Source organism: Dolomitihabitans soli (assembly GCF_022213955.1).
GTDB classification, from domain to species: Bacteria; Actinomycetota; Actinomycetes; order Streptosporangiales; family Streptosporangiaceae; genus Streptosporangium_A; species Streptosporangium_A soli.
In genome coordinates this window covers 234,349-254,441 of the sequence record NZ_JAKNTW010000010.1, presented here as the reverse complement: position 1 = coordinate 254,441, position 20,093 = coordinate 234,349, and the positions used below count along the sequence as shown (strand labels likewise).

Here is a 20,093-nt window from a genome sequence, read left to right as displayed (position 1 = left end):
TTGAGGATGGTAACCCCAGTTCCTCCTGCCATAGGCTTGCCCCAGGCGAAGGCTTGGAGGAAGCCGGTGTGAATCCGGCGCGGTCCCGCCACTGTCACCGGGGAGCGAACCCCACCGCAGGCCACCGTCACAGGGAAGGCCGGGGTGAGCGTCGATCCGGAAGCCAGGAGACTCCAGCCGTCGTGACACCCGCGACCGGGGCGAGGACCCCGAGTGAGGACTTCTCCGTGCCCACAGTCCTGCTGCTGTCGACCTCCGACACCGACCTGCTGAGCGCCAGAGCCAGCGGTGCCGGCTACCGCCTCGGCAACCCGGCCAGACTCCTGGCCGACGACCTCCCCGACCTGCTGAACGGCGCCGACCTCGTCGTGGTGCGCCTGCTGGGCGGGCGCCGCGCCTGGGAGGAGGGCCTCGACGCCCTGCTGGCCGGCCCCCGACCGGTCGTCGTCCTGGGCGGCGAGCAGGCGCCCGACGCCGAGCTGATGGAGCTGTCCACCGTGAGCGGCGGCGTCTGCGCGCAGACGCACGCCTACCTGGCGCACGGCGGGCCGGCCAACCTCACCGAACTGCACGCCTTCCTGACCGACACCGTGCTGCTGACCGGCCGGGGCTTCGCGCCGCCGCAGCCGGCGCCCACGTGGGGCCGGCTGGACCGCGAACCCGCGACCGCGGCCGGACCGGTGATCGGGGTGCTCTACTACCGCGCCCACCACATGGCGGGCAACACCGCCTTCGTCGAGACGCTCTGCCGGGCGATCGAGGACGCGGGCGGCCGGGCGCTCCCGGTCTTCTGCTCCTCCCTGCGCACGGCGGAGCCCGAGCTGCTCGACACGCTGCGCGAGGCCGACGCGCTGGTCGTCACCGTTCTGGCGGCCGGCGGCTCCCGCCCGGCCACGGCCGGCGCGGGCGGCGACGACGAGGCGTGGGACGTCGGCGCGCTCGCCCAGCTCGACGTGCCGATCCTGCAGGGCCTGTGCCTCACCAGCAGCAGGCAGGCGTGGCAGGACAACGACGACGGCCTCTCGCCGCTCGACGCGGCCTCGCAGGTGGCGATCCCGGAATTCGACGGGCGCATCATCACCGTGCCGTTCTCGTTCAAGGAGATCGACCCCGACGGGCTGACCGTCTACGTCGCCGACCCCGAGCGGGCCGCCCGGGTGGCCGGCATCGCCGTACGGCACGGCCTGCTGCGGCACACCCCGCCCGCCGAGCGCCGCCTGGTGGTCATGCTGTCGGCCTACCCGACCAAGCACTCGCGGATCGGCAACGCCGTCGGACTCGACACCCCGGCGAGCACCGTGCGGCTGCTGGCCAGGCTCGCGGAGGCGGGCTACGACCTGGGGGAGGGGTTCCCCGACGAGGGTGACGCGCTCATCCACGCGCTGATCGCCGCGGGAGGGCAGGACCCCGACTGGCTGAGCGAGGAGCAGCTCGCCGGCAACCCGGTGCGCATCGCCGCCGCCGACTACGAACGCTGGTACCGCACGCTCCCCGCGGACCTGCGCGAGAGGATGGAGCGCCACTGGGGCCCGCCGCCCGGCGAGCTGTTCGTGCACGAGGGTGACATCGTGCTGGCCGCGCTCCGGGCCGGGAACGTCGTCGTGATGGTGCAGCCGCCGCGCGGCTTCGGGGAGAACCCGATCGCGATCTACCACGACCCCGATCTGCCGCCGAGCCACCACTACCTGGCCGCCTACCGGTGGCTGTCGTCGGCCTTCGGCGCGCACGCGATGATCCACGTGGGCAAGCACGGCAACCTGGAGTGGCTGCCGGGCAAGTCCGCCGGCATGTCGGCCTCCTGCGGCACCGACGCGGCGCTCGGCGACCTGCCGCTCGTCTACCCGTTCCTGGTCAACGACCCCGGCGAGGGCACGCAGGCCAAGCGGCGGGCGCACGCCGTCCTGGTCGACCACCTGGTGCCGCCCATGGCCAGGGCGGAGAGCTACGGCGACATCGCCCGGCTGGAGCAGCTGCTCGACGAGCACGCCTCCATCGCGGCCATGGACCCGGCCAAGCTGCCCGCGATCCGGGCGCAGATCTGGACGCTGATCCAGGCGGCCAGGCTCGACCATGACCTGGGCTTGGCCGACCGGCCGCACGACGCGGAGTTCGACGACTTCCTGCTGCACGTGGACGGCTGGCTGTGCGAGGTCAAGGACGTGCAGATCCGCGACGGCCTGCACGTCCTCGGTCAGGCGCCGGCCGGGCAGGCACGGGTCGACCTGGTGCTGGCGATGCTGCGGGCCAGGCAGATGTGGGCGGGCGCGCAGGCGCTGCCGGGGTTGCGCGAGGCGCTCGGGCTCGCCGAGGACGGCAGCGCCGCCCTGGGCGAGGTGGACCGCGTGGAGTCGGTCGCCAGAGCACTGGTCGAGGCCATGGAGGAGCGCGGCTGGGACCCGGCCGCGGCTGCCGAGGTGGCCGGCGACCATGGGCAACTCGTCACCCGTGTCCTGGACTTCGCGGCCACCGAGGTCGTGCCCCGGCTGCGCCGTACCACCGACGAGCTCGACCACGTGCTGCACGCCCTCGACGGGGGCTACGTGCCCGCCGGGCCCAGCGGTTCCCCGCTGCGCGGCCTGATCAACGTGCTGCCGACCGGTCGTAACTTCTACTCCGTCGACCCGCGCGCCGTGCCCAGCAGGCTCGCCTGGGAGACCGGGCAGGCGATGGCCGACTCGCTCCTCGCGCGCTACCACGGCGACCACGGCGAGTGGCCGCGCTCGGTGGGCCTGTCGGTGTGGGGGACCAGCGCCATGCGGACGGCCGGCGACGACGTGGCCGAGGTCCTGGCGCTGCTCGGCGTCCGCCCGCGCTGGGACGAGGCGTCCAGGCGGGTCACCAGCCTGGAACCGGTCCCGCTCGATGAGCTCGGCCGGCCCCGGATCGACGTCACGGTCCGCATCAGCGGCTTCTTCCGCGACGCCTTCCCACACGTGGTCGCCCTGCTCGACGACGCCGTCCAACTGGTCGCCGGGCTGGTGGAGCCAGATGAGGACAACTACGTGCGCGCCCACGTGCGCTCGGCGGGCCACGGCGACCAGCGCCGCGCGACGATGCGCATCTTCGGCTCCGCACCCGGTGCGTACGGCGCCGGGCTGCTGCCGCTGATCGACAGCCGCAACTGGCGCGACGACGCCGACCTGGCCGAGGTCTACGCCGTGTGGGGCGGCTTCGCCTACGGCCGCGACCTGGACGGCGTGCCCGCCCGCTCCGACATGGAGAGCGCCTACCGCCGCATCGCGGTCGCCGCCAAGAACGTCGACACCAGCGAGCACGACATCGCCGACTCCGACGACTACTTCCAGTACCACGGCGGCATGATCGCCACCGTGCGGGCGCTGACCGGCCGCGCTCCCGCCGCCTACGTGGGCGACAGCACCCGGCCGGACGCCGTCCGCACCAGGACGCTCTCGGAGGAGACCTCGCGGATCTTCCGCGCGCGGGTGGTCAACCCCCGGTGGCTGGCCGCGATGCGCCGCCACGGCTACAAGGGCGCCTTCGAGCTGGCCGCGACCGTCGACTACCTGTTCGGCTACGACGCCACCACCGGGGTCATGGCCGACTGGATGTACGACAAGCTCACCGAGACCTACGTCCTCGACCCGGAGAACCAGGCGTTCATGGCCGCCTCGAACCCGTGGGCGCTGCACGGCATCGCCGAGCGCCTGCTGGAGGCGGCCGACCGCGGCATGTGGGAGCATCCGGACCCGGAGCTGCTGCGTGGCCTGCAAGAGGTCTACCTCAAGACCGAGGGAGACCTGGAGGACGACACCAGCCGTTGAGCCAGCTCCGGCGCTCCCGCCCAGTGCAGGTGCAGGTAGGACGCGGTCAGGAGGGCGTCGCCGTAGCCGTCGGCGCCGCCCTCCCAGCGGAAGAGCGGCTCTCGTGGCAGGTCCATGGTGGTGCGGTGGAACTCGTGGCCGTGGTAGCGCTCGCCCGGCCGGGTCAGCAGGGACGGCCCGGCGACGGCCGCCCGGTAGCCCAGGGTCAGCGTGGCCGTCATGCGGGCGGTCGCGGGGACGCGCCCGCACATGCGCCGGCCGTCGAGTTCCTCGCACAGGTAGAGCAACCCGGCGCACTCGGCGGCGATCGGACCGCGGAAGCCCGCCACCTCGCGGCGCAGCGCTTCGTTGGCCGCCAGCTCGGCCGCATAGACCTCGGGGAAGCCGCCGCCGATCACCAGGGCGCCCGCCCCCTCCGGCAGGCGTTCGTCACGGAGCGGGTCGAACACGGCCACCCGCGCACCGGCGGCGCGCAGCAATTCGACGTGCTCGGCATAGCCGAAGGTGAAGGCCGCCCCTCCGGCGACCGCGACCACCGGCCCGTCCCCGGTCCGTGCCTGAACCGGTGGCGTCCACGGCCGCGCGCGCAGGGGAGGGGCCGTCCGTGCCAGCCGTACCAGTGCGTCCAGGTCGCAGGAGCGGGCCACCAGTTCGCCGAGCCGGGACACGGCGGACAGCGCGTCGGACTCGCGCTCGGCGGCCGGGATCAGCCCGAGATGCCGCGAGGGGGTGGCCACCGCGTCGTCGCGGCGGATCGCCCCCAGCACCGGGTATCCGGCGAGGGCGGTACGGCAGAGCGCCTCGTGCCGGTCGGAGCCCACCCGGTTGAGGATGACCCCGGCCAGGTGCACCCGCGGGTCGAAGGTGGCGAAGCCGTGCACCACCGCCGCGACCGACCGGCTCTGCCGGGCGGCGTCCACGACCAGCACGACCGGCGCGTCCAGCAGCCGGGCGACGTGTGCGGTGGAGGCGAAGTCGCCGTCCCCCTTGCCGTCGAACAGCCCCATGACCCCCTCGACGACGGCCACGTCACTGTCCTGGGCGCCGTGCAGGAACAGGGGCGCGATCCGCTCCTCGCCCACCAGCCACGGGTCCAGGTTGCGTCCCGGCACACCGGCGGCCAGAGCGTGGTAACCGGGGTCGATGTAGTCGGGACCGACCTTGTGCGGCGAGACCCGGAACCCGCGCCGGCGCAGGGCCGCCATCAGGCCGGTGGCCACGGTGGTCTTGCCGCTGCCCGAGGCGGGCGCGGCCACGACCAGCCGGGGCACTACCACTCGATGCCCTTCTGACCCTTCTGCCCTGAGTCCATGGGATGGCGGACCTTGCCCATCTCGGTCACCAGGTCGGCGACGTCGAGCAGCCGGTCGGGAGCGTCCCTCCCGGTGAGCACGACGTGCTGGGCGCCGGGCCGGCCGGTGAGCGTCTCCACGACGTCGTCGAGGTCCAGCCAGCCCCATTTGAGCGGGTAAGTGAACTCGTCCAGCACGTAGAAGCGGTAGGTCTCGGCGGCCAGATCCCGCTTGATCTGCGCCCACCCCTCGCGGGCGTCGTCGGAATGATCCGCGCCGGGACGCTGGATCCACGACCAGCCCTCGCCCATCTTGTGCCAGGTCACCGTGCCGCCCTCGCCGCTGTCGCCGAGCACCCGGAGCGCGCGTTCCTCGCCCACCCGCCACCTGGCCGACTTCACGAACTGGAACACGCCGACCGGCCAGCCCTGGTTCCAGGCGCGCAGGGCCATCCCGAAGGCGGCCGTGGACTTGCCCTTGCCCGGCCCGGTGTGCACCATCAGCAGCGGCCGGTTACGCCGCTGCCGGGTGGTCAGACCGTCGTCGGGTACCGCTTCCGGCTTGCCCTGAGGCATGTCACACCGCTTTCCGGTGCTCGCGCACCACTGATCCCAGTTCCTCCAGCGGTACGGCCGGCGCGCCCAGCAGCACGGCCAGCCGCCGCGCCAGGCCCAGCCGTACCGGGCCGCTCTCGCAGTCGACGACCACGCTCGCCGTACCCAGCAGTAGTCCGGCCGCCCGCGACACCTCTCCGCCCGCTGTCGCCCGGCCGTCCGTGACCAGGACGAGCAGCGGGCGCCGCGACGGGTCGCGAAGCCTCTCCAGGCGCAGCACCTCCGCCGCCTTCACCAGCCCCGCGGCCAGCGGGGTCCGGCCACCGGTCGGCAGCGTCCGCAGCCGGGCCGCCCCCGCCTCGACCGAGGACGTCGGAGGCAGCGCAAGGCTGGCCGAGTCGCCGCGGAAGGTGACCAGGCCGACCTTGTCCCGGCGCTGGTAGGCGTCCAGCAGGAGGCTCAGCACGGCGGTCTTCACCGCGGTCATCCGCTTTCTGGCGGCCATCGACCCGCTCGCGTCCACCACGAACAGGACGAGGTTGCCCTCCCTGCCCTCCCTGACCTTCTCCCTCAGATCGTCCGCCCGCAGGATCAGCCCCGGAGCCCGCCGCCCACGCCGCGCCTGGTGCGGGGCCGCGGCCAGCAGGGTGGCGGATACGTGCAGGTCGCGGGCCTTGCCCCGGGGGAGGCGGGCGCCGGTGCTGCGGCCCAGCCTGGTCCGCGCCCGGGAGCGCCGACCGGCCGCTCCCTCACCGACACCCGGCACGGCGAACAGCCGCACCCGGTACGGCGCGGCGACCTGGCCGCCCTCGGCCGCGTCGGCGTTCCGCGTTCCGCTGTCGTTGCGGACGGCACCTTCATCAGCACGTCCCTCACCCGCGTCGGTCGCGCCGCCGCGCTGGTCTGCTGGTCCGTCGCCTGCGTCGGTCGCGCCGCGGCCTTGGCCGGCCGGCCCGCCATCTCCATCGGCCGGTCCGTCGCCAAGGTCGGCCGGTCCGTCGCCTACGTCGGCCGGTCCGTCGTTCTGGCCGGCCGGACCGTCGTCCTGGTCGGCCGGTCCGCCGCCGGGAGGTGGCTCGTCGTCCTCCTGCGACGTCTGTTCCAGCAGCTTCTCCAGCAGCGCCTCATCCAGTCCGGGGGCGTCGAAGGGATCACGCCGCCGCCGGTGCGGCAGGGACAGCCGGGCCGCGGCCCGGACGTCCGCCACCTCCACGACGTCACGTCCGTGCCAGGCGGCGTGCGCGATCGCCGCGTGCGCGGTGACCAGGTCCGCGCGCAACCCGTCCACCTCGAACCCGGCGCACACCGTCGCGATCTGCCGCAGCCGGGCGTCGGGCAGGCGCACGTCGCCCACCCGCAGCCTGGCCCGCGCGATGCGCTCGGCCAGCAGCGTCTCCTGCTCGGCCCACCGGCCGGTGAACTCCGCGGGCGAGGATTCGAAGGCCAGCCGGCGCCGGACGACCTCGGCGCGCTCGTCCGGATCGCGCGACGCCTTCACCTCGACCGTCAGGCCGAACCGGTCCAGCAGCTGCGGCCGCAGCTCGCCCTCTTCCGGATTCATCGTCCCGACCAGCAGGAAGCGCGCCGCGTGCCGTACCGACACCGACTCCCGCTCGACGTAGCAGGTCCCCAGCGCCGCCGCGTCGAGCAACAGGTCGACGAGATGATCGTGCAGCAGGTTGACCTCGTCGACGTAGAGCACGCCGCGGTGCGCCGACGCCAGCAGCCCCGGTTCGAACGCCTTCACGCCCTCGGTGAGCGCCCGTTCGATGTCGAGCGAGCCGACCAGCCGGTCCTCCGACGCTCCGACCGGCAGCTCCACCAGCGACGCCGCACGCCGTACCCGCTGCTCGCCCGGCTCGTGCGGCCCGTCCGGGCAGGTGGGGTCGGGCGTGGCCGGGTCGCACGCGAAGCGGCATCCGCGCACCACCTCGACTGTGGGCAACTGCGCGGCCAGGGCGCGCACGATCGTCGACTTGGCGGTGCCCTTCTCGCCGCGCACGAGCACGCCGCCGACGCGGGCGGACACGGCGTTGAGTATCAGGGCCAGCTTGAGGTCGTCGAGCCCGACGACGGCGCTGAAGGGATAGGTGGCGATCAAGTGATGGCCTTCCGGTTGATGTGGGCGACCCGCCAGCCTCCGCGTGAGTGGACGAGCTCGGTGGTGGACAGCGGCGCGAGATCGAAGCGCGCGGTCTGCACGGGGCCGAGCCCGAGCGCATGGCCCAGCGCCGCCCTGACGACGCCGACGTCGCAGACCACGACGCATCCGGGGGCGACCGCGTCGAGCCAACCGGCCACCCGGTTCGCGAGCCCGGCCTGGCTCTCGCCGCCGTGTGGCGCCGCGTCCGGGTCGGCGAGCCAGGTGGCCAGCGCGTCCGGCTCGGTCTGCGCGATCTGGGCGTACGGCCGGCCGCGCCAGCGGCCGGGATCGGCTTCGGCCAGCTCTGGCGCCTCGATCGGTGCCCAGCCGAAGGCGGCGGCGGTCTGCCGTGCCGCGGTGACCGGCGCGACCCAGACGGCGGGCGGCCGGCCGCCGTCGATGGGCCACGGCGGTCTGGCGGCCGCGGCCCGTGTCAGGCTCGCCGGGTCGGCGGGCTCGTCCGCCGGGAAGCGGGCCGCCCGCATGGCCGGGGTGCTGGCCTGCCGGACGAACAGCACCCGCTCAGCGATGTGACGCGGCCGGCGCGAGCGGGGATCGCCGCGCCACCCGATCGCTGAGCCAGCCGAACAGCACGCCGAACGCCGTCCAGAAGACGAACTGGGTGCCGATCGAGGCCAGCCGGAACTCCCACAGCAGGGAGGCGGGGAAGCCCTCGGGCACCTCGTCGACCGTCGGCAGCAGCGCCCAGGCCGCCACGACCGGCACCAGGAACACGGCTCCGGCCACCGCCCAGCGCTGCCAGGGATCCGCCGTCATACGCCTGGCCGTCGCGACGGCGGCGGCCACGGCGGCCAGGCCGACCACGATCATCACCAGGTAGAGCAGCGTGCGGTCGTTGATGGTCTCCGGGTCGCCGACCGCCGGTGGATTAGCTGGATATTTCAGGAAGGGCAGGAGGATGACCGCGATGAAGGCCGTTCCCGCCGCCGCCAGCGCCAGCGCGCCGTCACGACGAGGACCGACCCGGCCGCGCAACCCGGCGTAGACGAGCGCGAACACGCCGCCCACCGCCAGGCCGTACAGTCCGGTGGCCAGGAACAGCCCGGCCTTCTGCGCCGGTCGGCTGACGGCCGCCTCCTCGCCGTGCTGATGCCCGGCCTCCTCTTCGGCGTGTGCGTGTGCGGGTTCGGCCGCGGCGGCGGCCTCCTCCAGCGCGATCGCGGCGTCGACGCGCGGTTCGCCGAAGAAGAAGGCGAATCCGCCCGCGACGAGTCCGGCCAGGAGCCCTACGAGCAGGCCCCTGACCACCAGGGTGCGTACCATGTCCGTCCCTAGTGACACGGCACGCCGAGCAGGTGACGCCCGTCGTGCATGAGTTCGTGAAGGAAAGTGCCCGTCTGCGAAACCGCCCCGTTGTCCATGAGGACCAGGTAGGCGATCAACAGCAGCACTGGTACGGCCAGCAGCCAGGGGCGCAGGCGGGGCAGGGGGATAGTGGAAGGAGCGGAGATGTCGCTCATAGAGCCTCCTCAGGGATGACGCGTCCCGATCGATGAGGTCACGATCGCCCGAGCGACCTGGCTCCCGGGATCTGGGTCCCGGATACAGTGGCGCGTCCGCACCGGCTTCTCACCGGATTTCTCCCGGACAACCGTGAAATCTCCCGGAACGTATCCCTTTCACCCGCTTTCGTCAACACATGCGGCCTGGGCCCGGGGAGACGAACGCCTCCCCGGGCACGAGCCCACCTGGTCGAACGCAGAGAAGATCGACGGCGGTGGTCAGCCGCGCTCCGGGACGGGGGTGGCGGCCTCGACGCCCCGGTCCAGCGGCAGGTGGCGGGTCTCCTTGAAGGACACCAGGACCACGACGGTCGACACCGCCGCGACGGCCACCAGGTAGAACGCGGGCGCGATCGCGCTGCCCGTCACCGACACCAGCCCGGTGGCCACGAACGGCGCGGTCCCGCCGAACAGGACATAGGCCGCCGTGTAGCCGATGGCGGAGCCGCTGGCACGGATCTTCGCGGGGAACATCTCCACCAGCGCGGGCACGTTCGAGGTGCCGATCACCGCGACCAGCATGGCCAGCAGCGACGTGCCGACCATCGCCCCCGCCAGACTGCCTCCCATCAGCCAGAACGCCGGCAAGGGGACGAGGATGAAGCCCACACAGGCCACGATGAGCATCGGCCGCCGTCCGAACCGGTCGCTGGCCGAGGCCGCGAACAGACAGGCGACGCTGTAGGCGAGCATCGACACGACGTTGGCGAGTTGTGCCTGGCTCTTGGTGTAGCCGAGCTCCTCCGACATGTAGGAGATCATGTAACTGCTCATCAGGTAGTACCCGACGGCGTTGGTGATGCTGTAGCCGAACAGCGTGGCGATCTGCCGGCCGGACCGTCGTACGGCTTCGCGCAGCGGCGCCTGTGCGACCTCGTCGTGCTTCTCCAGCGCCCGGAAGACGGGCGTGTCCTCGACCTTGGAGCGCAGGTAGAGGCCGATCAGCCCGAGCGGCGCGGCGAGCAGGAACGGGATGCGCCAGCCCCAGCTCTGCAACGCCTCCGTGGTCACGGTGGAGGTGATCAGGAACCCGACGCCGGAACCGGCCACGCTGGCCAGGCCCACGGTCACCGGTACGGCGGCGGCGAACCGGGCCCGCCGCCCCTCGGGGGCGTACTCCACGATGAAGGCCGACGCGCCCGTGTACTCACCGCCGGTGGAGAAGCCCTGCGCGCAGCGGAGCAGGAAGAGGAGCACCGGCGCGGCCACGCCCCACGAGGCGTAGGTGGGCAGGATGCCGATGAGGAAGGTGGCCCCGCTCATGGTCAGAATGGTCAGCGCCAGCATCTTGTTGCGGCCGAGACGGTCGCCGTACCTGCCGAAGAAGGCGGCCCCGAGCGGGCGGGCGATGAAGCCGCCCGCGAAGATCGCCCAGGTGGCGAGCAGCGCGGCGGCCTTGTCGTACTCGGGGAAGAACAGCGCGGCGATCGTCGCGGACATGACGGCGTAGGCCGCGGAGTCGAACCACTCGACGAAGTTGCCGATCGCGGAGGCCAGGGTGACCTTGCGCCGGATGGCCGCCTGAGCGGCTTGGGGGGTGGTGTCGGCCATGGTTGCTCCTTATTTCGTGTCACGCAGGCGGAGTTGCGCGCGCTGGATCTTCCCGGACGCCGATCGGGGCAGTTCGTCGACGAACTCGATCGAGCGCGGGTAGGCGAACCGCGAGTGGGTGTTCTTGGCGAACTCGCGGATCTCCTGTGCCAGCTCCTCGCTCGGCCGGTAACCGGGAGTGGGCCGCACCCAGGCCTTGACCGCCTGGCCGCGCACCGGGTCGGGCACGCCGGCCACGCCCACCTCGGCGACGGCCGGATGGGCGCGGAGCGCCTCCTCGATCTCGTCCGGGCCCACCCGGTAACCGGAGGTCTTGATCACGTCGTCGACGCGGCCGAGGAACCAGTAGTAGCCGTCCTCGTCGACCCGCGCGTGGTCCTTGGTGTGGAACCAGTCGCCGCCGAACGCCTCGGCCGACGCCTCGGGTCGGTTCCAGTAGCCCAGCGGGAACTGCGGGTTGCTCCGCGTCCGCAGGCAGATCTCGCCGACCTGCCCCGCCGGGACCGGCTGCTCGGACTCGTCCAGCAGCGCCACCTCCCAGCCGGGCAACGGCCGTCCCAGGGAGCCTTCCTTGACGGGCTCACCGGGGAAGTTCCCGATCAGCGGGTACGACTCGGTGGAGCCGTAGTAGTCGAGCAGGGTGACGCCGAACTGGTCGCGGAACCAGCCGATCAGGTCGGCGGTGAGCGGCTCGTTGGCGCAGCACACCGTGCGCAGGCGCTGCGGGAAGCGCCGCCCGGCGTCGGGCAGCAGCTCCCGCGTCTTACGCAGGAACGTGGGGTTGACCAGCCCGGTCGTCACCCCGTTCCGCGCCATCCCGGCCAGCAGCCCCGCCGGGTCGAACCCGCCCGCCGGGCGGTACACGTAGTGCGTCGCCCCGGCTCGCAGCGGGCCCATGAGCTTGGCCATCGACCAGGCCCACTCGCCCGCTCCGTAGAAGACGTCGCCGGGGCGCAGGTCGTGGCAGTGCCTGAACTCGTTGTGGCCGAGCAGCGTGCGATGCGCGTGCACGATGCCCTTGGCCGGGCCCGTCGTGCCGGAGGTGTAGAAGATCAGCGCCGGGTCGTCGGCGGCCGTGTCGGCGTCGTCGAACTCCGGCGTCACCAGGCCGATCGCCGGGTCGTCCACGTCGACGACGGTCCCGGCGTAATCGCCCGCCCGCCGTACGGCGTCGGCCTCGGTGATCAGGACGGACGCGCCGGAGTCCGCGAGCCGGTAGGCGATCTGGTCGTCGGCCCACAGCGCGGACATGGTCACCAGCACGGCGCCGGTGCGCAGCGTGCCGAGGTAGGTCGCCGGCGTGTCGGTCCGCTGCGGCAGCATGACCGCGACCCGGTCTCCGGGACGGACGCCTAGGTTGTGCAGGTAGGCGGCCACCTGGCGGGAGCGGTCCTGAACCTCGCCCCAGCGGACCTCCGCGCGGAACCCGGTGTGGTCCTCGAAGATCAGCGCGAGGTTCTCCCGGGGGTGGCGGTCGGCCACGTCCACGGCCATGTTGTAGCGCTCGGGCACGCGCCATTCGCTCATCGGGCACGCTCCCGCAGGAAGCGGGCCATCTCGCGCTGCGGCTCACCGGTGGCGTAGGCGCCGGCGTGCACCTGCTTGGCCGCCGTCACGGCGTCGGCCAGGGCGTCCCGCTCCAGCTCCCGGAGGCGTCCCTTGGTCAGGGCCACCGCGCCCGGCGGCAGCGCGGCCAACTCCTTCGCCTGGGCCACCGCCGCGGAGAGCACCTGCTCCTGCGGCACCAGCCTGGTCAGCAGGCCGAGCCTTTCGGCCTCGTCACCGTCGACCAGCCGTCCGGTGAGCGCGAACTCGGTGGTCTTGGCGCGGCCGAGAACGTTCCACATGGCCCAGATCCCGGTGATGCTCGGGATGCCGGAAAGCACCTCCGGCTGACCCATGCGGGTGCCGGCGTGGCCGATGCGCAGGTCGGCGAGGAGCGCGTACTGGAATCCCGACCCGGCGGCCACGCCGTTCAGCGCGGCCACGGTGGGCTTGTCGAGATCGAGCACCGCCCGGTAGAGCCGGTCGAAACCGTCGATCCAGGCATCCGACGCGGCGTGGTCGTCGGGGTCGATCGTGGCCGTCTCGCTCAGGTCCTGGCCGGCGCAGAAGGCACGCCCGGCGCCGGTGAGCACGACCGCGCGCACCTGCGGGTCCGCGCCGGCCTCGTGCAGCAGGCCGATCAGCCGCTCCCGCATCTCGGCGGTCCAGGCGTTGAGCTTCTCCGGCCGGTTCAAGGTGATCACCGCGACGGGTCCGTCACGGTCCAGCAATACGGTCATAAGGGTCTCTTCCCAGGTCAACAAGCTTTCCGGGGATACAATCAGCTGCTCCGGGGGTCTGGCCAACATCAATGTGGACTCTTGGCGATACCAGAGCGATATGGTCGAGCTGATGGAGCTACGCCACCTGCGTTATTTCGTGGCGGTCGCTGAGGAATTGCACTTCGGCCGGGCCGCCGAGCGGTTGCACATGGCCCAGCCGCCGCTCTCGCAGCGCATCCGCGACCTGGAGCGAGAGCTGGGCGTCCGGCTGTTCGACCGGAACCCGCACCGCGTCTTGCTCACCGAGGCGGGCGCCCTGCTGCTCGAACACGCCCGCGGGGTCCTGGATCGTGCCGACACCGCCCGCGAGGCCATGCGCCGGATCCGCCCCGGCGCGTCGGGAGTGCTGCGGGTAGGCGTCCCGCCCGACACGACGCCGATGGCGCTCAGGACGCTGGTCGCGGACTTCACCGCGCGCGTCCCCGACGTCCTGCTCGAACTCCACGAGCTGACCACGCACGTCCAGCTCGCCCGGCTGCGCGCCGAGGAACTGGACGCGGGCCTGGTCAGACACCCCTGCGACACGGTCGGCCTGGAGTCGAGCCCGGTCGTCCACCGCAGGCTCGGCGTGGTGCTCCCGGCCGATCATCGCGCGGCCCAGCAGACGGAGGTACGGCTGCGCACGCTGGACGGGTCGCCGCTGGTCATCTTCCCGAGGGACATGGCCCCTCAGTTGTACGACCACATGCTGGAGGCGTGCCGCGACAACGGGTTCCTGCCCAGCGCGATCAGGCACGCGCGCAACCCGCACTTCGTGCACGGGCTGGTCATGGCGGGCCGGGGCGCGCACCTGAACGAGGAGCCCTACGACGGGCTGCCGGCCGGCCTGGTCTGGCGACCGATCGACGAACCCCGGCTGACCTGGTCCACCTCGGCCGTGTGGCTGCCCGTACAGGGCGGGGAGGTGGTCACCGCGTTCGCGGAGGCCGCGCTGGCCGGGCTGCGCGAGGTCGGCCACGCCTAGACCTGGTCGGCCATCCGGGGCGCGGGCTTGAGCCGGCGCAGGGTGTAGCCGTTGCCCGCCGGGTCCAGAGACTTCGTGGCCTGCTTGAAGAGGTATTCGGCCCGCTCGTAGGAGAGGCGGCGGCGGCCTGTCTCCGGACACAGGTCGGCCGGCGCCGGCGTCCGGCCCGGTCCGGGTCGCCGGTCGGCGAGGAACAGCGGGCCCCGGGTCCGCCCGGCCACCAGCCGGGGGAGGAGCCGTGCGGTCTCGGCACGCCAGTTCACCCAGGTGCCGCCGCCCGCGCGGGCCCGGCGGTCGTCCAGGTCCAGGTGCTCGACGTTCAGCGAGAGAACGGCCGTCACCCCGGCGGCCGACTCGTGCAGGAGCCGCCACAGAGTTCGTTCGCGCAGCGGGAGGTCGGGGCGGTTCCAGAGCACCGCGAGGTGCGCCGGGCCGATGGGCTCCGTCCGGGGGCGGGTCTCGGCACGCCGGTCGAGACCCGCCGCGAGGTCGTCCACGGACGCCCAGGCGCCGAACGACCGTACGGCCGACCGATGCCGGTTCCACGTCTTGGCCGCCGCCGTACCCCAGGACGTGGCGAACACCCGCGCCACCTGGTCGGCGGTCAGGGAGGTCAGCGGCAGCTGGTCGCCCAGGCTGAGACACAGCCGGCGCAGGGTCTGCCCGTAGGAGCGGATCGTCTCGGCGTCCAGATCGTCGCGTCGCAGGAAGTCCTGAGCGGCCTTCGCGAGGGTGATCCCCGGTGCGCCGGTGACGGCGAGCTCGTCCGCGCGACCGTTCAGGAAGGCGCGCTCGGCGATGTTCCCGGTGAGGGACGCGGCCCGCTGGAACTCCAGCCTGGCCTCTTCGTGCCGTCCCAGCCGGGCCAGGAGATCGCCCCGGACGCTGGGCAGAAGGTGGTAGGACTGCAACGCGGGCTCGGTGGTCAAGGAGTCGGCCAGGGTGAGCCCTGCCTGCGGCCCGTGTGCCATCCCGACCGCCACCGCCCGGTTGAGCTGCACGATCGACGTCGGCAGCAGCCGGGCCAGCGCCTCGTACAGGGCCGCGATCTGCGCCCAGTCGGTGTCCTCGGCGGTTCGTGCCTGGGCGTGGCACACGGCGATCGCCGCCTGGAGCACGTAGGGGCCGGGCCCGCCGCCGAGCTCCCGGGCCCGCAGCATGGCGGTGAAGCCACGGCGGATGAGCAACTGGTCCCAGCGTCCCCGGTTCTGCTCGTGCAACTGGACGGGTTCACCCGATGGCCCGGTCCGCGCGGGCGAGCGGGACACCTGGATCTCCATCAGCGCGACCAGCCCGTGGACCTCGGCCTCCTGCCGCGCCAGCTCGGCCAGCAGCCGGCCCAGCCGGAGCGCCTCGTGGCAGAGCCTGGGCCGCATCAGATCGTCGCCGGACGTCGCGGAGTATCCCTCGTTGAAGATCAGGTAGACGACCTCCAGCACCGAGGACAGGCGCTCGGCCAGCTCTGAGGCGGCCGGCAGTTCGAACGGCACCTGCTCCTCGGCCAGGGTCCGCTTCGCCCCCGCGATGCGTTGCGCGATCCGCTGCTCGCTGACGAGGAACGCCCGCGCGATCTCCTTGGCCGTCAGGCCGCCGAGCAGCCGGAGTGTCAGCGCGACCCGTTCCTCCGTCGGAAGCACCGGATGGCAGGAGATGAACATCAGCCGCAGCACGTCGTCCTGCGCTGAGTCCTGCGCTGAGCCCTGCGCTGAATCCGGGGGGTGTTCCAGCTCGTGGGCGAGCTCTTCGTGCTTGCGTTCGAGACGCTGGGACCGCCGGATGTGATCGATGGCGCGGCGTTTGGCGATGGCCATCAGCCAGGCGCCTGGATTGTCCGGGACGCCCGACTCGGGCCACTGTTCGAGTGCGGCGACGAGGGCGTCCTGGGCCAGTTCCTCGGCGAGGCCGACGTCGTGCACCAGCCGCGTGAGCCCAGCGATGATCTTTGCCGACTCGAGTTTCCAGACCGCATCGATGGTGCGATGGGCATCCGTCACAGGCATGATGACAGCACCGCCCCGGCTCGCTCGCAAACCGGGGCGGCGCCTGGGCGGCTCAAGGGCCGAAGACCTGCTGGACCACGCTCTCACCGTCACCGACGATCTTGCGGAACCGGCGGGCCAGCTCGATCGCCTCCTCCTTGGACCGGACCTCGATCAGCGCGAAGCCGGCCACGGCCTCCTTGGCCTCGGCGAACGGGCCGTCCGTCACCGTGATCTCCGCACCGGCCGACGTGATCCTGACCCCGCCCGGCTCAAGGCCGCCGGTGGCCAGCAGGACGCCCGCCGCGGTCAGCTCCTCGACGAACTTGCCCATCTCGATGTACAGGTTCTCGTCGGCGACGGCGTCGGACGGCTTGGTCGTCATCAGATAGCGCATGTGCTTTCTCCTTCTCGTCGGTCTCTCTGCCCAGGCGTCGAACAAACATATGTGACAGGGAATGAGTGCGTTCCCTGTCACATCGACGGTTCGACGTGTGAGCGAGAAGACGAACCTGAGAAAGGCACCGGCCATGACCGCCACCCAGATCCCCGCCACCACCACCTCGGCCACGACCCGCTCCCTGCTCACCTGCGCGGCCCTCGCGGGGCCGTTGTGGGCGGTCGTCTCGCTGGCCCAGGCCGCCACCCGCGACGGCTTCGACCTGACCCGCCACCCGCTGAGCGCGCTGAGCAACGGCTCCCTCGGCTGGCTGCAGATCACCACCTTCCTGCTCGCCGGCGCGCTGGCCGTCGCCGGGGCGTCCGGCCTGCGCCGGGTCATGCACGGCACCCCCGGAGGCACCTGGGCGCCCCGGCTGGTCCGGATCTACGGCATCGGCCTGATGGCCGGGGGCGTCCTCGTCGTGGACCCGGGAGACGGTTTCCCCACCGGCACCCCCTTCGGGGCGCCCGAGACGATGACCTGGCACGGCTACGGCCACCTGGCCGCCGGTTCGGTCGCCTTCACCGCGCTGATCGCCGCCTGCTACGTCCTGGGCCGCCACTTCAGCCGCGCCGGGAACCGCGGCCACGCCATCGCCTCCCGCGTCGCGGGCACCGCCCTCCTGATCGGCAACGGCTGGGCGATGAGCGGCGGCACGGCCGGCTCCCTGACCCTGGCCGTCGGTGCCATCACCGCGATGCTCTGGGTCTCCGCGGTCGCCGCCCGCCGCCGCCGCGGAATCTGAACCTGTGCTGCCGGCGCCCCTCACCTGTGACAGCCGGTCGCAGGTCCGTCGGGGTAGGACCGCTGACCGACGTCCCCCGGTCCGATGCGCCTCTCCTTGATCCAGACCGTGGTCCGATGTGCGGGCGCGGAAGTTCGGGAAGCGTTGGCCGCATGCTCAAAGAGATAGTTCTCGCGCTGGCCCTCGCCGGGTCCGCCGTCGCCGCGACGCAGCCGGACCAGGCCGGGGCGCTGGATTGGAGCGCCTGCGCCGACGACCAGATCGGGATGGAGTGCGCCGAGTTGAAGGTCCCGGTGGACTGGCAGAAGCCCGCCGGCCGTACGATCACGCTGGCACTCGGGCGGCTGCCCGCCACCGGCGACCCCGAGGGTTCCGTCCTGGTGGCGTACGGCGGGCCGGGTGGTCCCGGGATCGCGCTCACCAAGCAGATCGCGCCGCAGTGGGCCGCGCTGCGGAAGCGGATGGACATCGTCACCTGGGACACCCGCGGCTACGGAGCGCAGTTCGGCGGGAAGAGCACCGGGTTGCCGTGCGCGTGGACCCGGACCCCGCTGGCCGAGTTTCCTGCTGACGAGCCGGATTTCGGGCGGCTCTCCGACACCAACCGCGGCTACGCCGAAGCGTGCCGCCTCCAGGACCCGGAATTCTTCGCCAACATGAGCTCCGCGGACAACGCCAGAGACATGGAGGCGATCAGGAAGGCGCTCGGCGAGTCCAAGCTGAACTTCTACGGCGCGTCGTACGCCGGTCTGTACGCCCAGGCGTACGCCCGGCTGTTCCCCGGTCAGGTGCGCACGATGGTGCTCGACGGCACCGTCAGCCACAGCCTGACCGACTGGAACCGGGAGTTGGACGACGCGGCCCGGCGCAACGAGGCGAGCTTCGGCCGGTTCCTCACCTGGTGCGGCAAGGACGACTCGTGCGAGGTGACCTCCCGGTCCTGGCGGAAACTGGTCGCGGACGCCGACCGTTCACCGATCCCGGCCAAGCGGGCAGGCGTCCACTACGACGGTCGTGACCTGCAGAGCTTCGCGCTCGGCCTGGCCAGGCGGGGAGAGCCGGGATGGCCCGCCCTGGCCCGGACGATCCAGGAAGCCGGTCGCGGTGACGCCTCGGGGTTCGCCCCCGAGCGCGGTCTGCGATATCCGGACCAGTCGACCGGTGTCACCGAATGCCTCGACTGGCCGCGAGCCAAGGACCGCGCCGAACTGACGGCGGCGGTCTCCCGGCTGCGCCGCCTCGCGCCGAACACGGGAACCGCGGGAACCCTCGTGGCGGCGACGCTGACCTGCGTGGGCTGGCCGGTACCGGTCACCAACCCGCCGAGTTCGCTCCCCGACGATCTCCCGCCCCTGCTAGGCGCGGGCGCCTGGAACGAGTCCGATTCCGTCCAGCAAGTCCTGGACCAGGTTCCCGGCAGCGGCTCCGTGCGTCACGAAGGCCCCGGCCACACCCTGTACCTGGGCAACGCCTGCGCCCGCGAGCACATCGACCGCTACTTCACCGAGCAGGTGATCCCGCCGAACGGCACCACGTGCTAGCCGTACCGACCACAGAGGGTGGACGTCCGTATTCGACCTGAAAAGAGGATGGCCCGCCTGGTTGACCTTGCCCTTGGGGCAAGAAGGAGAGTCGGGTGACCGGGCAGGGAGCCCGGGATGAGGAGGGGGTCGTGGCCAGACTGAGTATCGGCGAGTTCGCGCAGGCGTCGGGCCTGACGGCCAAGGCGTTGCGGTTGTACGACGAGCTCGGGTTGTTGCCTCCGGTCCACGTCGATCCGCGTTCGGGTTACCGGTCCTACGATCCGGCGCAGCTGGAGAGGGCGCAGCTGGTCGCGTGGTTGCGCGGGCTCGGGATGCCGCTGGCGCGAATTCGTGTGGTGTGCGACCTTCCGCCGCTCGCGGCGGCGACCGAGGTCACCTCGTACTGGCGTCAGGTGGAGGCCGACACCGCGGCACGCAAGGAGCTGGCCACCTTCCTCATCACCCATCTGTCCAGGAAGGACATCGAAATGGCTGGTACGCACATGGAACTGGATCTCCGTTACGCCGCCCGCACGGATCGCGGACTCGTGCGATCGGCGAACGAAGACGCGGTGTACGCGGGGTCGCGGCTGTTCGCCGTCGCCGACGGGTTCGGCGCGCAGGGCGTGGAACTGCCGGCGAGCGTCGCCGCGATCGAAGCACTCAAACCACTCGACGCGGACGTGCCCGCTCGGAACCTGCTGAAGTCCCTGGGAACGGCCGCGAACGGCGCGCGTACGGCGGTGCACGACTTCATCGCGTCCGACCCCGCGCGCGGAGGCGCCGGCACGACCCTGACGGCGATGCTGTGGTCGGGCAACCAGTTCGCGCTCCTGCATGTCGGCGACTCGCGCGCGTACCTCCTGCGGGGTGGCGAGCTGACCCAGATCACCCACGATCACACGCTCGTCCAGTCGCTGGTCGACGAGGGCAAGCTGACCCTGGAGGAAGCCGCCTCCCATCCCGAACGAGCCACGTTGCAGCGGGCCCTGGACAGCGGTGACACCACCGAACCCGACCTGCACCTACGCGAGGCGCACCCCGGGGACCGCTACCTGCTGTCCTCGGACGGCCTGCACGCGGTGCTCCCCGAACAGAGCCTGCGCCACGTGCTCGAAACCGCCGCCACCCCTCAGGAGGCGGTCGATCGGCTCAGCGCCCTGGCCCACGACCACGGCGCACCGGACAACATCTCATGCGTCGTCGCCGACGTACCGGCCCGCTCGTGAACGGGGTGGCGGCAGGGGGTGACGACGGCCATCGCGGGC

Annotated in this window: 16 protein-coding genes and 1 riboswitch; of the genes, 5 read left to right on the top strand and 11 right to left on the bottom strand. The window is 72.3% G+C overall.

Going from position 1 to position 20,093, the window contains the following annotated elements:
• The first annotated feature begins 56 nt into the window (after nt 1–56).
• Nucleotides 57–174: riboswitch (cobalamin riboswitch) on the top strand.
• Nucleotides 175–227: 53 nt separating this feature from the next.
• On the top strand, nt 228–3,782 hold the full coding sequence (gene cobN / locus MBA17_RS22975) for a cobaltochelatase subunit CobN (protein ID WP_238498609.1): 3,555 nt from the start codon (nt 228–230) through the stop codon (nt 3,780–3,782).
• Here cobN and MBA17_RS22970 read toward each other — a convergent pair.
• From MBA17_RS22970 to MBA17_RS22930, 9 genes are all read right to left on the bottom strand, one after another.
• A complete protein-coding gene (locus MBA17_RS22970; RefSeq protein WP_238498738.1) occupies nt 3,737–5,044 on the bottom strand; it encodes a cobyrinic acid a,c-diamide synthase CobB in 1,308 nt (435 codons plus the stop codon). The two genes, cobN and MBA17_RS22970, sit on opposite strands and share 46 nt — an antisense overlap.
• Nucleotides 5,045–5,052: 8 nt before the next feature.
• On the bottom strand, nt 5,053–5,649 hold the full coding sequence (gene cobO, locus MBA17_RS22965; RefSeq protein WP_238498608.1) for a cob(I)yrinic acid a,c-diamide adenosyltransferase: 597 nt from the start codon (nt 5,647–5,649) through the stop codon (nt 5,053–5,055).
• Between the two features lies 1 nt (nt 5,650).
• Nucleotides 5,651–7,729: a magnesium chelatase subunit D family protein gene (locus MBA17_RS22960; protein ID WP_238498607.1), complete on the bottom strand. Its 2,079-nt coding sequence runs from the start codon at nt 7,727–7,729 to the stop codon at nt 5,651–5,653.
• Nucleotides 7,726–8,289: a histidine phosphatase family protein gene (locus tag MBA17_RS22955; protein ID WP_238498606.1), complete on the bottom strand. Its 564-nt coding sequence runs from the start codon at nt 8,287–8,289 to the stop codon at nt 7,726–7,728. Before MBA17_RS22955 ends, MBA17_RS22960 begins: the two co-directional genes overlap by 4 nt.
• Nucleotides 8,290–8,293: 4 nt before the next feature.
• Entirely contained in the window at nt 8,294–9,055 is a 762-nt protein-coding gene (locus MBA17_RS22950) for a CbtA family protein (RefSeq protein WP_238498605.1), read from the bottom strand.
• 8 nt (nt 9,056–9,063) lie between these two features.
• Nucleotides 9,064–9,252 (bottom strand): CbtB domain-containing protein, encoded by a 189-nt coding sequence (locus tag MBA17_RS22945; protein ID WP_238498604.1) that lies wholly within the window; start codon nt 9,250–9,252, stop codon nt 9,064–9,066.
• Between the two features lie 261 nt (nt 9,253–9,513).
• Nucleotides 9,514–10,845, bottom strand: a complete 1,332-nt coding sequence (locus MBA17_RS22940) for an MFS transporter (protein WP_238498603.1) — start codon at nt 10,843–10,845, stop codon at nt 9,514–9,516.
• Between the two features lie 9 nt (nt 10,846–10,854).
• The gene (locus tag MBA17_RS22935) at nt 10,855–12,372 is read right to left on the bottom strand and encodes an acetate--CoA ligase (RefSeq protein ID WP_238498602.1); all 1,518 of its coding nucleotides are present in this window, start codon (nt 12,370–12,372) and stop codon (nt 10,855–10,857) included.
• Nucleotides 12,369–13,130 (bottom strand): enoyl-CoA hydratase/isomerase family protein, encoded by a 762-nt coding sequence (locus MBA17_RS22930; RefSeq protein ID WP_238498601.1) that lies wholly within the window; start codon nt 13,128–13,130, stop codon nt 12,369–12,371. The genes MBA17_RS22935 and MBA17_RS22930 overlap by 4 nt, the downstream gene beginning before the upstream one ends.
• A 112-nt stretch (nt 13,131–13,242) precedes the next feature.
• Here MBA17_RS22930 and MBA17_RS22925 point away from each other — a divergent pair, with 112 nt between their 5' ends.
• Nucleotides 13,243–14,136, top strand: a complete 894-nt coding sequence (locus MBA17_RS22925) for a LysR family transcriptional regulator (RefSeq protein ID WP_238498600.1) — start codon at nt 13,243–13,245, stop codon at nt 14,134–14,136.
• Here the strand turns inward: MBA17_RS22925 and MBA17_RS22920 are convergent.
• Together MBA17_RS22920 and MBA17_RS22915 are read right to left on the bottom strand one after the other, a co-directional pair.
• A complete protein-coding gene (locus MBA17_RS22920; RefSeq protein WP_238498599.1) occupies nt 14,133–16,136 on the bottom strand; it encodes a sigma-70 family RNA polymerase sigma factor in 2,004 nt (667 codons plus the stop codon). The genes MBA17_RS22925 and MBA17_RS22920 overlap by 4 nt on opposite strands.
• Nucleotides 16,137–16,188: 52 nt before the next feature.
• Nucleotides 16,189–16,512 (bottom strand): YciI family protein, encoded by a 324-nt coding sequence (locus tag MBA17_RS22915; protein WP_238498598.1) that lies wholly within the window; start codon nt 16,510–16,512, stop codon nt 16,189–16,191.
• A gap of 97 nt (nt 16,513–16,609) precedes the next feature.
• Here MBA17_RS22915 and MBA17_RS22910 point away from each other — a divergent pair, with 97 nt between their 5' ends.
• The 3 genes from MBA17_RS22910 to MBA17_RS22900 all read left to right on the top strand — a co-directional run bounded on the left by MBA17_RS22910 (nt 16,610) and on the right by MBA17_RS22900 (nt 20,054).
• Entirely contained in the window at nt 16,610–17,302 is a 693-nt protein-coding gene (locus MBA17_RS22910; protein WP_238498597.1) for a DUF998 domain-containing protein, read from the top strand.
• Between the two features lie 152 nt (nt 17,303–17,454).
• Nucleotides 17,455–18,843 carry an alpha/beta fold hydrolase gene (locus MBA17_RS22905; RefSeq protein WP_238498596.1) on the top strand — a complete coding sequence of 463 codons (1,389 nt, stop codon included), beginning with the start codon at nt 17,455–17,457 and terminating at the stop codon, nt 18,841–18,843.
• Nucleotides 18,844–18,974: 131 nt separating this feature from the next.
• A complete protein-coding gene (locus MBA17_RS22900; RefSeq protein WP_238498595.1) occupies nt 18,975–20,054 on the top strand; it encodes a MerR family transcriptional regulator in 1,080 nt (359 codons plus the stop codon).
• Nucleotides 20,055–20,093: the final 39 nt, after the last annotated feature.